The sequence below is a fragment of the Salinisphaera sp. genome (assembly GCF_002729955.1).
In the GTDB taxonomy this organism is placed as follows: Bacteria; Pseudomonadota; Gammaproteobacteria; order Nevskiales; family Salinisphaeraceae; genus Salinisphaera.
Genome location: NZ_PBYA01000049.1, coordinates 1 through 14,719, shown reverse-complemented (window position 1 = coordinate 14,719; position 14,719 = coordinate 1). Strand labels below are relative to the sequence as shown.

The 14,719-nt window shown below is 64.9% G+C and carries 13 protein-coding genes; 6 read left to right on the top strand and 7 right to left on the bottom strand.

Translation table 11 applies throughout. The annotated features are described in order from the left end of the window. Nucleotides 1–61: 61 nt before the first annotated feature. The 5 genes from panC to pcnB are packed head-to-tail and all read right to left on the bottom strand — an operon-like array spanning nt 62 to nt 4,477. Nucleotides 62–910 (bottom strand): pantoate--beta-alanine ligase, encoded by an 849-nt coding sequence (panC, locus tag CMN27_RS13060; protein ID WP_293627086.1) that lies wholly within the window; start codon nt 908–910, stop codon nt 62–64. Between the two features lie 12 nt (nt 911–922). After that, nucleotides 923–1,756: a 3-methyl-2-oxobutanoate hydroxymethyltransferase gene (panB, locus tag CMN27_RS13055; protein WP_293627084.1), complete on the bottom strand. Its 834-nt coding sequence runs from the start codon at nt 1,754–1,756 to the stop codon at nt 923–925. A 51-nt stretch (nt 1,757–1,807) separates the two neighbouring features. Next, nucleotides 1,808–2,449 carry a deoxynucleoside kinase gene (locus tag CMN27_RS13050; RefSeq protein ID WP_293627082.1) on the bottom strand — a complete coding sequence of 214 codons (642 nt, stop codon included), beginning with the start codon at nt 2,447–2,449 and terminating at the stop codon, nt 1,808–1,810. After that, complete coding sequence (gene folK / locus CMN27_RS13045; protein WP_293627079.1) at nt 2,446–2,994, bottom strand: 2-amino-4-hydroxy-6-hydroxymethyldihydropteridine diphosphokinase; 549 nt, start codon at nt 2,992–2,994, stop codon at nt 2,446–2,448. The genes CMN27_RS13050 and folK overlap by 4 nt, the downstream gene beginning before the upstream one ends. Further along, nucleotides 2,981–4,477 carry a polynucleotide adenylyltransferase PcnB gene (gene pcnB / locus CMN27_RS13040; RefSeq protein ID WP_293627077.1) on the bottom strand — a complete coding sequence of 499 codons (1,497 nt, stop codon included), beginning with the start codon at nt 4,475–4,477 and terminating at the stop codon, nt 2,981–2,983. The genes folK and pcnB overlap by 14 nt, the downstream gene beginning before the upstream one ends. Here pcnB and CMN27_RS13035 point away from each other — a divergent pair. After that, the gene (locus tag CMN27_RS13035; protein ID WP_293627075.1) at nt 4,451–5,944 is read left to right on the top strand and encodes an amidase family protein; all 1,494 of its coding nucleotides are present in this window, start codon (nt 4,451–4,453) and stop codon (nt 5,942–5,944) included. The genes pcnB and CMN27_RS13035 overlap by 27 nt on opposite strands. After that, on the top strand, nt 5,944–6,369 hold the full coding sequence (locus CMN27_RS13030; protein ID WP_293627073.1) for an RDD family protein: 426 nt from the start codon (nt 5,944–5,946) through the stop codon (nt 6,367–6,369). The genes CMN27_RS13035 and CMN27_RS13030 overlap by 1 nt, the downstream gene beginning before the upstream one ends. A 39-nt stretch (nt 6,370–6,408) precedes the next feature. Here the strand turns inward: CMN27_RS13030 and lptG are convergent, their stop codons facing one another. Continuing rightward, nucleotides 6,409–7,473, bottom strand: a complete 1,065-nt coding sequence (lptG, locus tag CMN27_RS13025) for an LPS export ABC transporter permease LptG (RefSeq protein WP_293627071.1) — start codon at nt 7,471–7,473, stop codon at nt 6,409–6,411. Next, a complete protein-coding gene (gene lptF / locus CMN27_RS13020; protein ID WP_293627069.1) occupies nt 7,470–8,576 on the bottom strand; it encodes an LPS export ABC transporter permease LptF in 1,107 nt (368 codons plus the stop codon). The genes lptG and lptF overlap by 4 nt, the downstream gene beginning before the upstream one ends. Before the next feature lie 204 nt (nt 8,577–8,780). Between lptF and CMN27_RS13015 the strand changes: the two genes are divergently transcribed. The 4 genes from CMN27_RS13015 to CMN27_RS13000 all read left to right on the top strand — a co-directional run bounded on the left by CMN27_RS13015 (nt 8,781) and on the right by CMN27_RS13000 (nt 14,433). Beyond that, the gene (locus CMN27_RS13015) at nt 8,781–10,292 is read left to right on the top strand and encodes a leucyl aminopeptidase (RefSeq protein ID WP_293627067.1); all 1,512 of its coding nucleotides are present in this window, start codon (nt 8,781–8,783) and stop codon (nt 10,290–10,292) included. 171 nt (nt 10,293–10,463) lie between these two features. Continuing rightward, the gene (locus CMN27_RS13010) at nt 10,464–10,898 is read left to right on the top strand and encodes a DNA polymerase III subunit chi (RefSeq protein WP_293627065.1); all 435 of its coding nucleotides are present in this window, start codon (nt 10,464–10,466) and stop codon (nt 10,896–10,898) included. Nucleotides 10,899–10,954: 56 nt separating this feature from the next. Then, nucleotides 10,955–13,906, top strand: a complete 2,952-nt coding sequence (locus CMN27_RS13005; RefSeq protein ID WP_293627063.1) for a valine--tRNA ligase — start codon at nt 10,955–10,957, stop codon at nt 13,904–13,906. Between the two features lie 20 nt (nt 13,907–13,926). Beyond that, entirely contained in the window at nt 13,927–14,433 is a 507-nt protein-coding gene (locus tag CMN27_RS13000; RefSeq protein ID WP_293627061.1) for an FxsA family protein, read from the top strand. Nucleotides 14,434–14,719 lie beyond the last annotated feature (286 nt).

Here is a 14,719-nt window from a genome sequence, read left to right as displayed (position 1 = left end):
CTCCTGAGATCCGAAAACGGGATGAATATGACTAAAGCGTAACGAAAAATAGCGTGCGCGACTACTGCCCCGGCGCGGCTTCGACCGCCACGTTGTCAATCAGCCGGGCGCGACCGAGAAAGGCCGCAGCGAGCACGCGGAATGCATTCATATCGGCACGCGGTGCGAAGAGTTCAGGCGAACGTATCTCGAAATAGTCGGTTTCGAGCCCGGCTGCATCGATCGCCGCCCGGCCCCGCGCTTCCAGTGCGGCAAAGTCGCGCTCGCCTTCCGCCAGGCGCGCCTTGCAGTCCTCGAGCGCGGCGGCGAGCGCCGGCGCGCGCTTGCGCTCCTCGGCCTGCAGGTACTGGTTGCGCGACGACAGCGCCAACCCATCGGCTTCGCGCACCGTCGGCACGCCCACGATATCGACACGCATGCACAAGTCATCCACCAGCCGGCGTATGACCGCCAGCTGCTGAAAGTCCTTTTCGCCGAAAAACGCGCGATCCGGGCCGACCAGGTTCAACAGCTTGGTCACGACCGTCGCCACCCCTTCGAAATGCCCCGGGCGGCGGCTGCCGCAGAGCATGTCGGTGATGCCTTCCACCCGAACCGTGGTGACCGTGGTACCGCCATGGGGGTATATCTGCGCCACATCCGGGGCGAAGACTGCGTCCGCGCCGGCCTGTTCGAGCGCACGCATGTCGGCATCGAGCGTACGCGGATAGCTGTCGAGATCCTCGTTCGGGCCGAACTGGAGCGGGTTCACGAAGATGCTCACCACCACCCGGTCGCAGCTGGCCCGCGCCGCGGCCACCAGGGCCAGGTGGCCCGCATGCAGATTGCCCATGGTGGGCACAAGCCCGACGCTGCCGCCGGCTTCGCCGCGCCATGCGCGCAGATCCTTCGCCGTATCCAGTTGTTGCATGGCAGGCGCGTATCAGGAGAAAGCGTGTTCGGCGCCGGGATAGCGGCCGTTCTTCACTTCGGCCACATAGTCGGTCACCGCCGCGTCCAGCGTATCCGCGCTGTCCATGTAGTTCTTCACGAAGCGGGGCTTGCGGCCCGGCGACAGGCCCAGAATGTCGTAGATGACCAGAATCTGGCCATCGGTATCCGGGCCGGCGCCGATCCCGATCACCGGAACCTTGGCATTGGCGGTGATTTCTGCGCCCAGCGAAGACGGCACGCATTCCAGCAGAATCACATCCGCGCCCGATTCCTCGAGCAGTTTAGCGTCGCGAATCATGGTTTCGGCGGCATCGCCGCGGCCCTGCACCTTGAAGCCACCCATCTTGTGCACCAGCTGCGGCTGCAGGCCGATATGGGCGCATACCGGCACGCCGCGCATCGACAGATGCTCGATGGTATCGGCCTGTATCTCGCCGCCTTCGAACTTGACCATCTGGGCCATGCCCTCGCCCATCAGCCGGCGCGAGGTTTCCAGCGCATCGTGCTTGGTGCCGTAGGACAGAAACGGCAGGTCGGTCATCAGAAAAGCACGCGACAGTCCGGCGGCCGTGATCCGGCTGTGATAGACCATGTCGTCGACGGTCACCGGTACGGTGGTGGAATTGCCCTGTACCACCATGCCCAACGAGTCGCCCACCAGCACCACGTCCACGCCGGCGCGGTCTTCCAGCGCGGCGAAGCTGGCGTCGTAGGCGGTCAGGCAGGCGATCTTTTCGCCTTCGGCCTTCATGCGCGACAAATCAGAGACCGTGACGGGCTGGGCGTCACGCTTTTGCAGATGCGGATAGGGGCTCGTCTTCATGGCGCGGGACTATACCAAAGACGTGTTGACATGGGTCGACCGCGGGCGCTTTCAGGCCCGGTCGGCCGGTCGATCGAGCACCGCATGGGGCTCACCACCGGCCAGCGCGTCGACCACCGCGCGATAGTCGGCGTCGTTGCCCACCAGGTCGAGTGCGCAGGCGTCGACCCGGATGAGCCGGGTGGCGTCATAGTTCTGGAAGAAATCGCGATAGGCGGCGACCACCCGGCCCAGATAGTCGGCGCCGAGCGGACGCTCGGCCAGCCGATCGCGCTGGGCGATACGGCTCATGAGCACGTCCACCGGCGCATCGAGATAGATTACGCAGTCCGGCCTGGGCGCGGCCCAGGACAGGCGCGCATAGATTTCTTCGTAGAGCGCGAGTTCCGGCCCCGACAGCGTCAGACGCGCGAACAACGGATCCTTGTCGAACATGAAGTCGGCAATACAGCCGCCGTCGAACAGGTCGACCTGGCGCAGGGCATCGATCTGGCGTGCGCGCTGAAGCAGAAACGACAGCTGGGCGGCCAGCGCATTGGCCGTGGGGTTATCGTAGAACGCCGCCAGAAACGGGTTGTCTTCCGGCGCCTCGCGCAGTTCGCGCGCGCCGAGGCTGGCGGCCAGGCGCGTGGTGAGCGTGCTTTTGCCCACGCCGATCGGGCCTTCGATGGCGATATACGCGCCGGCTTTCATGCGCTACCCCAAGGTTCGATGCCCTGGCGGTCGATCGCGGCGGCCAGATCGGCGACTCGACCGTAGCCATCGAGCATGAGCGCGGGCGCGATTTCGGCGAGCGGCACGAGCACGAACGCCCGCTCGAAAGCACGCGGATGCGGCAACTGCAGGGCCGGGTCGTCACAGCGCAGCGTATCGAAGGCCAGCAGATCGAGATCGAGCGTACGCGGGCCCCAGCGTACGTCCCGCACGCGCCCGTGGGCGTGCTCGATGCAGTGCATCGCATCGAGCAGAGCCCGCGCTGCCAGCGATGTGGCCACGGCTGCACAGGCATTGCAGAACATGGGTTGTCCGGCCGGGCCGCCGACCGGCGCGGTGCGATAAAAGGAGGAAGCCGCGAGAACCCGCGTGTCATTGAGGCGCGCGAGCGCGTCGAGCGCGCGGGCGACCTGCGCGGCGGGCGATTCCAGATTGCTGCCGAGGCCGACCCAGGCTACGTGGGTCGACGCCGAGGGCCTTGCGACCTGTAGCGCCCCCGGGGTGCCTGCCTCAGACCGTTTCACTACGACGGCGGCGACCACCGCGACGCCGCTTGCGGGATTTGGCCGGGGCCGGAGCGCCGGAACCCGGTGCCGGCGTGGACGGATCGTTCTGGGCCTGTGTCCACCAGTCGGCCAGCTCCTGTTCGACCTCACCCACGGCGGCCCGCAGCAGTAGAAAATCGTAGGCGGCACGAAAACGCGGATGCGCGATCAGCCGCGACGGCTGTTTGCCGCGGCGTCGATGAAAACGCGGCTGCAGGTGCCAGATCTCGCGCATGGGAATCGAAAACCGTTTCGGGATCGATACCCGCTGGATCTGCTCGCCCACGACCGCGCTTTGCGCACTGGCAAGCGCCGGCGCCGGGGCCATGCCATCGCGTTCGAGCATGGCCGCATGCTCGCGTACTGCCGGCCAGAGCAGCGCCGCGAACAGAAATGCCGGCGTGACCGGCTTGCCGGCTTCGATGCGGGCGGCGGTATTGGTAATCGCCTGCTCGATCAGCGCTTCGCTGGCCGCCCCGGAGGGCGAATCCAGCACAGCAGCCGTTTGCGCGAACATCGGCGCGAACAGGCCGTATTCGCGCAGCATGCGAAACACGCGGCCGCCGGCCGGGTTCATGAGCAGCTTGAGCACTTCATCGAACATGCGCGCGGCCGGCACATCGGCCAACAGCCCCACCAGCTCGCGCGGCGGCCGGGCCGGCTCGTCGATGGTCAGGCCCAGTTTGGCGGCGATACGTACCGCACGAATCATGCGTACCGGATCTTCGCGATAGCGTACGGCCGGATCGCCGATCAGCCGCAGCCGACAGGCCGCCACGTCGTCCATGCCGCCGACATAGTCGTGTACGCAGTCGTCGGCGATATCGTAGTAAAGACCGTTGATCGCGAAGTCGCGTCGGCGCGCATCCTCGGCGATCGAGCCGAACACGTTGTCGCGCAGCACTCGGCCGGCATCGTCGAGCTCGCGGGTATCGGCATCCGGCTCGGAGGTGCCGGGGTCCGCACGAAAGGTCGACACCTCGACGATCTCGCGGCCGAAACGCACGTGGGCGATACGAAAACGCCGCCCGATCAAACGTGCCTTGCGGCCGAAGACCTCGACCACCTGCTCCGGCTCGGCGTCGGTGGCAACGTCGAAATCCTTGGGCGGCACGCCCAGGAGCAGATCGCGCACCGCGCCACCCACCAGACAGGCGCGAAAACCCGCCGCCTGCAAACCTTCGAGCGTGTCGAGCGCGGCCCGACTGATCTGTTCTCGCGCGATGCCGTGCTCGTGCGCTTCGATAACGCGTAACTCGTTGATGGTGTCGCCCCGATTGAAAGACTGAAATCGTTTTTTTGCCCCGAGGGCCGGTCGATTTTTCGCGCGGACGAAACATCGACCGGCATAGTTTACAACGGTTGAGCGTCCAGCTGGTCTGCGGCTGCTAAGCTCGCCTGCTGTCGGCGTCTGTAAATCAACAGTGGGGTTGTCATGAAATACAGCGAATACGTCCAGCACGACGGCCTGGGCCTGGCCCGACTGGTCGCCGAGCGCCAGGTTCAGCCGTCGGAGCTGCTTGCGCTCGCTCGCGAACGCCTCGATCAGGTCAACCCGACCCTCAACGCCGTGATCCGCCGAATGGATACGATCGCAGACGCCCGCGCCACCGAGCAGGTCGACGGCGCTTTCGCGGGTGTGCCCTTCCTGATCAAGGACCTGTTCCAGGATTATGCGGGCGTACCCAGCAGCAACGGCAATGCTGCGCTCAAACGCGCCGGCGACACGCCAAAGGCCCATGCCGAGATCACGCGTCGCTTCATCGCCAGCGGCGTGAATATCTTCGGCAAGACAAACACGCCCGAGTTCGGCAGCAAGGGCGTGACCGAGCCGCAGGCTTTCGGTGCGACCCGCAATCCCTGGAATACCGACCACACGCCGGGCGGATCGTCGGGCGGCTCGGCCGCAGCGGTCGCCGCCGGCGTGGTGCCCATGGCCGGCGCCAACGATGGCGGCGGCTCGATTCGTATCCCGGCCGCCTGCTGCGGGCTGTTCGGCCTCAAGCCGGGGCGCGCACGCGTACCGGGCGGGCCTGCGCGCAGCGACCTCATGCACGGCGCGGCCGTCGATCATGTCGTGAGCCGCTCGGTACGCGACAGCGCAGCAATGCTCGATGCCATCGCCGGCTACGAGAAAGGCGCGATCGTGCGCCTGAGCGAGCCCGAGGCCGGTTATCTCGCCGCTCTCGACACACCGCCGCCCAAGCTGCGAATTGGCGTACTCGATACTTCGCCGCTGGATATCCCGCTGCATGAACAGGCGCATGCCGCTCTGAATACGACCACGACCCTGCTCGAATCCCTTGGCCATCGCATCGAGCGCGCCGCGCCGGCCATCGACGGCCTGCAGCTCGGCCGCGATTTCCTGTCGATGTGGTTCGTACAAATGGCCATGCAGGTCGATGACGTGCGCAAGCGCACGGGTGCGTCAGTCGACGAGTTCGAACTCGATACCCGGGCCATGGCGCACGTGGGACGCGCGTTTTCGGCCACCGAATACGTCACCGCCTTCGAGCGCTGGCGCGGCTATCGCCATGCCCTGGCCGAATTTCATGCCGAATACGACCTGCTGCTCACGCCGACGCTGGCCAACCCGCCCTCGCGTATCGGCGAATCGGCCACGCCGCGTTGGCAGCAGATCGCTTTGCGCCCGCTGCTGCGCCTGCCCAGCGGCCGGGCGCTGATTCGTTCCGGCATCGTGGAACAGATCGCGCGCGATAACCTCAAGCATGTGCCGTTCACCCAGCTCGCAAACCTCACCGGCGTACCGGCGATGTCAGTGCCCCTGCACATGACGCCCAACGGCCTGCCGATGGGCAGTCAGTTCGTGGGCGCGCCATCGAGCGAGCCACTGTTGCTGCAGCTGGCCGCACAGCTCGAAGACGCCGCGCCCTGGTTCGACCGTCTGCCCACGATCGAGAGTCGCTGATGGCGTTATCGGCCTATCCTGCCGGCCTGGTTCGCCGTATCGCGGCCGGGGTTTACGACCTGTTCCTGCTGGTCGGGCTGCTCCTGCTCGCCGGCCTTGCGCTGCTGCCGTTCAATCACGGCCATGCCGTGGACGGCCACAACCCGTGGGTGCGCCTGTATTTTCTATTCGTGCCCTATCTATTCTTTTCCTGGTTCTGGATGCACGGGGGGCAGACGCTGGGCATGAAGGCCTGGCGCATGCAGCTGCGCAACCACGACGGCGGCCCGGTGCAGTGGCACCAGGCCATACTTCGCTACCTGAGCGCCTGGGTTTCCTGGCTATCCATCGTCGGCATGCTGTGGTGCCTCGTGGATTCGCAGCGGCGCAGCCTGCAGGACATCGTCAGCCGCACCGAACTCGTCGTCCAGCCCAAGGAACGCTAGACCCAGACCGGGCACGGCCGGGCACCCGGCCGCCCCTGCCTAATCCAGTCTTCGCATCCATATGAACGTGCCCACGGCCAACAGGGCCGTCGGCAGACTGGCAGCAAGCCAAGGCGCGACGCCGTAGACGGGGCCGGTGGCCGCCACGATTTCGTTGACCAGAAAGAAGATCAGGCCAACCAGCCCGCCGACGAACAGGCGCTGGCCGGCACCGGCACTGCGCAGCGAACCGAAAGCGAAGGGCAGCGCAAACACCACCAGCACCCACACCGTGATCGGATTGACGATGTTGCGCCACAGGGCCAGCCGATAATCCTCGGCGTTGATCTGGTTGCGATCGAGATAATTGATGTAGCGCCAGAGTCCCGCGCTGGACAGTTCGCTGGGTTCGATCACCGCCAGCTCGAGCACGTCCGCATCGATATCGATATCGATATCCAGCGTTTCCGGCGTGCCGGTTTCCGCGGAGTCTTCATGAAGCGTGGTGAACTTCGGCTCGTCGAGCACGAGATGGCCGTCGCGCAGGGTGGCGCTGGGCGCCGTCAGGGCCTGCTCGAGACGCCCGTCGCCGCTCATGCGGAACACGTCGATGCCATCGATGCCGCCGCCGGGCAGCGTGGCATCGATCCGCACCACGATATTGCCCTGGCGAAGCCACAGCCCATCGCTGATCGTATCGGCCGTGCGCCCGTGGCGGGCCTGTTCGCGCAGCGCATCGGCCGCCCGGGTGCCGCCGGGCCCGGCATACTCCCCGATGGCCACTGACAGCAGCGCGAGCACGATCCCTGCAATCGATACCGATACCGCCAGCCGACGCATGGACACGCCCGAGGCCCGCACCACGATCAACTCACTGCCGGCGGCCAGCGCGCCCAGCGCCAGCAGCGACCCCAGCAGGGCCACCACGGGCATCACCAGGTAGAGATGGCTCGGCATCTTGAGCAACGTATAGACGATTACCTGGAGCAGGCCGAAACTGCCTTCGCCGATATTGTCGGCTTCGCCGATAAACGTCGACAGCACAACCAGCGCGCCGACTACGGTGGCAACGACGCCGGTCGCAACCAAAATGGTGCGGCTTATATAACGATCGATGAGCTTCATGCGCCTGCTCCCGCCACGGCGCGACGCCGTGCGAACACGCCCTGCTCTCTTGCGATCAGTGCCAGCCCCGCAGCCAATGCGATCAGATGGATCCACCAGACCCCGATCACGGCCGGAATGGTGCCATCCTCGATGGCGACCGCGGCCAGATGCACCGCGTTGATATAGATGACATAAACCAGCACGCCAGCGATCACTCGGCCGTAGCGGCCCGCGCGGGGCGGCACCCGCCCGAGCGGCATCGCGATCAGCGTGAGAATAAGCACCGATAGCGGTACCGACAGCCGCTTCTGCCACTCAGCGGTTGCCTTGGGGTCATCGCTGTTCATCAACGCCAGCGTCGACCGGGTCGCGACCTTGTCGCTCGCGCTGCCCGTGGGCGGGGAAAGCTGCACGCCGTGTTCGGCGAACTGAATCACCCGATAATTCGCCTCGCCCGGATTGCCCTCGTAGCGCCAGCCGTTATCGAGAATGAGCGTGACTGCGCCGCTGTCGTCGTCCACCTGCTGGCGGGCGCGCTCGGCGGTAACGATGGTCTGCGTAGGCTTGCCCTGGCTCGACTCGCGCACCACACGGATGAACACATCGCGCAGGTTGTCATCGCCGTCGCGACTTTCGGCGTAGAACACCGCATCACCATCCAGAAAGGTACGAAAGCGCCCCGGTTCGAGGGTCTGGAGCACTGTGGTGGCGCCCTCGGCACCGACGCGGGCCATGGCGCGCTCGGCATGCGGTGCGGCAATGACCGACATCACGCCCGCGAAGGTGGCGACTGCCAGCGCCAGCACCACGAACGGCTTGTAAACCGTGCGCAGGCCGGCACCCCCGGCAAACAATGCCGAGAGTTCGTTATCCCGACACAGGCGCCCGAAGGTCAGCAATACGCCAAGCAACATCGACACCGGCAACACGATTTCGAGATTTTCGACGAGTTTGAAAAACGCCAGCTCGAGAACCGTGTTCACAGGCAATTCGCCCGCCGCAGCGTCCGCGATATAGCGGGCAAAGCCCAGTCCGAGGGTCAGAAAGACCAATACGCCGGCCACGACCAGCCACGTACGGCCGACCTCGGCGAACAGATAACGAAAGATAATACCGATCATGACAAACTGGAACAGTTCGACACGCCGAATAGTTTAGTATTAGAGGTCGTCACTCGCGTGGGGATGATATTTTCGCCGCTTTCTGTAAACTGCGCGGCCATCCGATTATCGAGCGTCAACGCGTGCGCGGCATACTCGCCTGTAACAGGCAAAGATCGCCAACGCTTTGCGCAGTCCGAATTAACAGCCTTGCAGGAGTAGTGCATGGAATATCTCGTCAAAAGTGGCAGTCCGGAAAAGCAACGTGTCGGCTGCGTGGTGGTCGGTATCTTCGATCGCCGCAAGCCTTCAACGCAAGCCGAGGCCCTCGACGAGGCCAGCGGCGGATTGATCGCATCCGTCATGCGTCGTGGCGACATGGACGGCAAGCTCGGCCAGACCACGTTGCTGCACGGTCTGGAGAACCTGTTCTGCGATCGTATCCTGTTGGTCGGCTGCGGCAAGGAACGCGATTTCAACACCCGTGCCTACCGCCAGGCCTGCCAGGCCGCGGCCAAGGAACTGGATGCGATGGGCGGCGTCGACGCCGCGATCTATCTGACCGAACTCAACGTCAAGGGTCGCGATGATTTCGGCTGGCAGGTCAAGCAGGCCCTGCTCACCTTCGAGGACGTGTTCTATCGCTTCGAAGCCTGCCGCGGCCCGGACTACGAGAAGCACAGCCGCAAGCTTTCGCGCATCGTCTTCCAGGTACCGCGACGCTCGGACCTGCCGGCCGCCGAACGCGGCGTGGACGAAGGCGTGGCCACCGCCAACGGCGTGAAGTTCGCCAAGGACCTTGGCAACCTGCCGGGCAATATCTGCACGCCGACCTATCTGGCCGAACAGGCGACCGCTCTGGCCGATGCCCAGAAAACGATCAAGACCAACGTGCTTGAAGAGTCCGACATGGAATCGCTGGGCATGGGCGCGCTGCTGGGCGTGTCCCGCGGTTCGCGCCAGCCGGCCAAGCTCATCGTCATGGAGTACATGGCCGGGCCGAAGAACGCCAAGCCGATCGTGCTGGTGGGCAAGGGCGTGACGTTTGATGCCGGCGGCATCAGCATCAAGCCGGGTGCCGGCATGGACGAAATGAAATACGACATGGGCGGCGCGGCGAGCGTATTCGGCGCGGTTCAGGCCGCCGCCGAGCTGGGCCTGCCGATCAACGTGGTGGGCGTGGTCCCGGCCACCGAGAACCTGCCCGACGGCAACGCCTACAAGCCCGGTGACATCCTCACCAGCATGTCCGGCCAGACCATCGAAGTGCTCAACACCGACGCCGAAGGCCGTCTGGCGCTGGCCGATGCGCTGACCTATGTCGAACGCAACTACCAGCCCGATGCCGTGGTCGATATGGCCACCCTGACCGGCGCCTGCGTGGTGGCCCTGGGTTCACATGCCGCCGGCCTGTGGTCGAACAACAGCCCGTTGCGGCGCAGCCTGCGCGATGCCGGCGAGCTGGTCGGCGATCGCGCCTGGCCGATGCCGCTATGGGAGGAGTACCAGTCGCAGCTGGATTCCAACTTCGCCGACATGGCCAACGTGGGCGGCAAGGAAGGCGGCTCCATTACCGCCGCAAGTTTCCTGCACCGCTTCGCGCGCAAGCTGCGCTGGGCGCATCTGGATATTGCGGGCGTGGCCTGGAAATCCGGCAAGGAGAAAGGCGCGACCGGCCGTCCGGTGGGCCTGCTCGTGCAATATCTCATCGAGCGCGCGAATACGGGCAACGCCTGATCACGAGAGCGCACGCCGGGCAAAGCGCATCGGCACACGGCCAGCTCGCAGGCCGTTGTCGATGCGCATATCGCTCGCACCCGTGCCAAAATCGCTGTCGGCCGACTTTTTTCGTATCGTGAACCCACGCCTTAGGGCAAGGGTAGGCACGACGCCAGCAGAGGTTTTCGAGTGACCGAGGTCTTCTTCTATATCCTGGAAGACACAGCGGACGACGCCAGCGCGCGTTTTGCCTGCCGCCTGACCGAGAAGGCGCATGAGAACGGCCACCGGGTGTATCTGCATGTGGCCGACGACGCGGCTGCCGAAGCGCTCGATGCCCTGCTCTGGGTGTTTCGCCAGGGCAGTTTCGTACCGCATGCAACCACGGCGGCACTGGAAGCCGACGACGAACTCACCCCGGTGGTCATCGGCACCGGCGAGCCGCCGCCCGGCTTCGACGATATGCTGGTCAACCTTGGCGGCGATGTGGGCCGCTTCTTCTCGCGCTTCGCGCGCCACAACGAGATCGTCGCGCCGACCGATGTCGATAGCGCACGCACACGCTATCGTTTCTACAAGGATCGCGGCTACGCCCTGACCACGCACAAGATCGCCGCGGGCTAGCGCTTTTTATCAACCAACGAACGACAGGCCCGGATAGCGGGCTAAAGGCTTTTGGGATGGCAGAGCTGGACAAGACCTTCGACCCCCATACCATCGAAGCGCGCTGGTACCCCGTCTGGGAAGAGCGCGGCTATTTCGCGCCGGACTATGACGCACCGGGCGAGCCCTATTGCATCATGCTGCCGCCGCCGAACGTCACCGGCAGCCTGCATATGGGCCATGCCTTCCAGCACACGCTCATGGATGCGCTCACCCGCTATCACCGCATGCTCGGCGACCCCACGCTCTGGCAGCCGGGTACCGACCATGCCGGCATCGCCACGCAGATGCTTGTCGAACGCAAGGTGGAAGCCCAGGGCGAATCCCGCCATGGGCTGGGCCGCGAAGCCTTTACCGATCGCATCTGGGACTGGAAAGCCGAATCCGGCGGTCATATCACCCGCCAGATGCGCCGCCTGGGCACCTCCGTTGACTGGTCGCGCGAACGCTTCACCATGGACGAGGGCCTGTCCGAGGCGGTACGCGATACCTTCGTCGCCCTCTACGACAAGGGCCTGATCTATCGCGGCCAGCGGCTGGTCAACTGGGACCCGGTGCTGGATACCGCCGTCTCCGATCTGGAAGTGGAGAACGCCGAAGTCGCCGGCCATATGTGGCACTTCAAGTATCCGCTGGAAAACGGTGCCACCTACGAATATGTAGAAACCGACGAAGACGGTAACGAAACCTTTCGCGAAACCCGCGACTACATTTCGATTGCCACCACCCGCCCGGAAACCATGCTCGGCGACGGCGCAATCGCCGTACACCCGGACGATTCACGCTATGCGCCTATCGTGGGCCTGCGCTGTGAAATCCCGGTCGGACCGAAGGCCCAGCGGCGCCTGATTCCGATCATCACCGATGAATATCCGGACCCGGATTTCGGCTCCGGCGCGGTCAAGATCACCGGTGCGCACGACTTCAACGACTATGAAGTCGCCAAGCGCAATCACATCCCCATGTATCGGCTCATGGACAGCAAGGCCGCGCTGCGCGTCGACGGCGAAGCCTACGAACAGGCCGCCGCGCGCGCGGCCGAGATCGTGGCCAGCGGCACTACACCGAACGCGGTCGAGGTGGATGCGATCAACCTCGTGCCCGACGACTATCGCGGGCTGGATCGCTACGAAGCCCGCCGCCGGATCGTCGAGGCCATCGACAGCGAAGGCCTGATGATCGCGGTCGAAGACAAGCCGATCATGCAGCCCTACGGCGATCGCTCCGGCGACGTGATCGAGCCCATGCTCACCAACCAGTGGTTCGTGGACGCCAAGACGCTGGCCAAGCCGGCGATCGAGGCCGTCGAAACCGGGCGTATCAAGTTCGTGCCCGGCAACTGGGACAAGACTTACTACGAATGGATGCGCAACATTCAGGACTGGTGCATCTCGCGCCAGCTCTGGTGGGGCCATCGTATTCCCGCCTGGTACAACGCCGACGGCACGATCTATGTCGGCAAGTCCGAGGCCGACGTTCGGGAAAAATACGGGCTGGGCGCCGAGGTCACGCTCACCCAGGACGAAGACGTGCTCGATACCTGGTTCTCCGCGGGGCTGTGGCCGTTCTCCACGCTCGGCTGGCCGGAAAAGACCCGGGCACTGGAGACGTTCTACCCGACCTCCGTGCTGGTCACCGGCTTCGACATCATCTTCTTCTGGGTCGCCCGCATGATCATGATGGGCCTGGAATTCATGGACGACGTGCCGTTTCGCGAGGTCTATGTGCACGGGCTGGTACGCGACTCGGACGGCGCCAAGATGTCCAAGTCCAAGGGCAACGTGCTCGACCCGATCGATCTGATCGACGGCATCGACCTGGAATCGCTGGTGACCAAGCGCACCGCGAACATGATGCAGCCGCAAAAAGCCAAGGCCATCGAAAAAGCCACCCGCAAGGCCTTCCCGGACGGCATCGCCGCCCACGGTACCGACGCGCTGCGCTTTACCTTTGCCGCCCTGGCCTCTCCCGGTCGCGATATCCGTTTCGATCTCGGTCGCGTGGAGGGCTATCGCAACTTCTGCAACAAGCTCTGGAACGCCGCGCGTTTCACCCTCATGCAGATTCCCGAAGGCTATACGCCCGCGGACGACGACGCGGTGGAACTCTCCCAGGCGGATCGCTGGATCGTATCGCGCCTGCAGCGCGTGGAGCGGGAGGTCACTACGCAGTTCGATAACTATCGTTTCGATCTCGCCGCCAAGGCGATCCACGATTTCATCTGGCACTACTTCTGCGACTGGTATCTGGAGCTGATCAAGCCGGTGCTGTCGGGCGAATCCAGCGAAGCCGCCAAGGCCGGCACCCGTCGCACCCTGTTGCGTACGCTGGAAGCCACCCTGCGGCTGGCGCATCCGCTCATGCCCTTCATCACCGAAGAGATCTGGCAGCGCGTGGCCCCGCTGGCACGCGGCGAAGCGCTCGCCAGCGACGGCGAGAGCATTTCCGTACAGCCTTTCCCGCGCGCCGACACCACGCGTATCAACGACGACGCCGAGGCCGAAATCGACTGGCTGCGCGATGTGATCGCCGGCCTGCGTACGATTCGCGGCGAAATGGATATCGCACCCAGCCAGCCCATGCCGGTTCTGGTCGCCAACGCCAGCGACAGTGACCGCCAGCGTCTGTCCGACCATCGCGCGGCGATCGATTTTCTCGCCCGCGTCGAATCCATCGACGAAATCACGGTCGAAGACGCGCCCGATTCCGCCACCGCCCTGGTTGGCGAAATGCAACTTCGGGTACCGCTGGCCGGTCTGATCGACAAGGAAGCCGAACTCGCCCGCCTGGACAAACGCCTTGCCAAGCTGGAGAAGGACCTCGCCGGCATTCGCGGTCGACTGGCCAGCGAATCGTTCGTGGCCAAGGCGCCGGCCGATGTCGTGGCCAAGGCCCGGGAACAGCAGGCCAACGTCGAACGCGAGGCCAGCGAGCTCGCCGAACAACGCGCGCGCATCGCCGCACTCTAGCCGCCTAACGGAGATATTCCATGGCTTTGCGACTTCTGATCCTGTTCATCGCCCTGCCCATCATCGAGCTGTTTCTGCTCATCAAGATCGGCGGTGTGATCGGGTTCTTCCCGACCATCGCGCTGGTGATTCTCACCGCAGTGATCGGCAGCCAGCTGGTACGTCGCCAGGGGCTGACCGTGCTCGCGCGTATTCGCGAATCCCAGGCCCGTGGCGAGATGCCGGCCCTGCCCATGCTCGACGGGGCCGCCCTGCTGCTGGCCGGCTTCATGCTGCTCACCCCGGGCTTCATTTCGGATGCGTTGGGCTTCGTGCTGCTCGTGCCCGGCCTGCGTCAGCAGATCGCGCGGCGTCTGGTGTCAAAAGTGGTGATCATGACGCCGGCCGGCGCGAGCGCGAACGAGCGCTATGCCGGACGCGGCAGCGGCACATCGTCGAGCGGGCGTGCGCCGCAGTCGGTGATTGAAGGCGACTACGAACGCAAGAACACCGATACGCCCGGCGACGAAAACGACCGCCGCGACTGAGCCTGCGCTGCGAAACCCGCATGCCGGCGAGTCGTGGCAGTCGCTCTAGCTCCGGCCTCGGGTGCCGCGGGCTTGGTTCTAGCGCGGCAAGACGATCCGCAGATTCGCGCAGATGCGGTGTACTTCCCCAGCGTAGCGTCCTCTAGGGAAGCTCTGCACGACCTGTCGTGGTCGCGCCGGCGTGCTTTGCGCGCGATTGACAAGCAAGTGAGAGCGTAGCGTGCCCAAGCCAATAACAAGTGGCACGGTAGCGAACACTGACGCCGATCAAGCGCGCGCAAAGCCG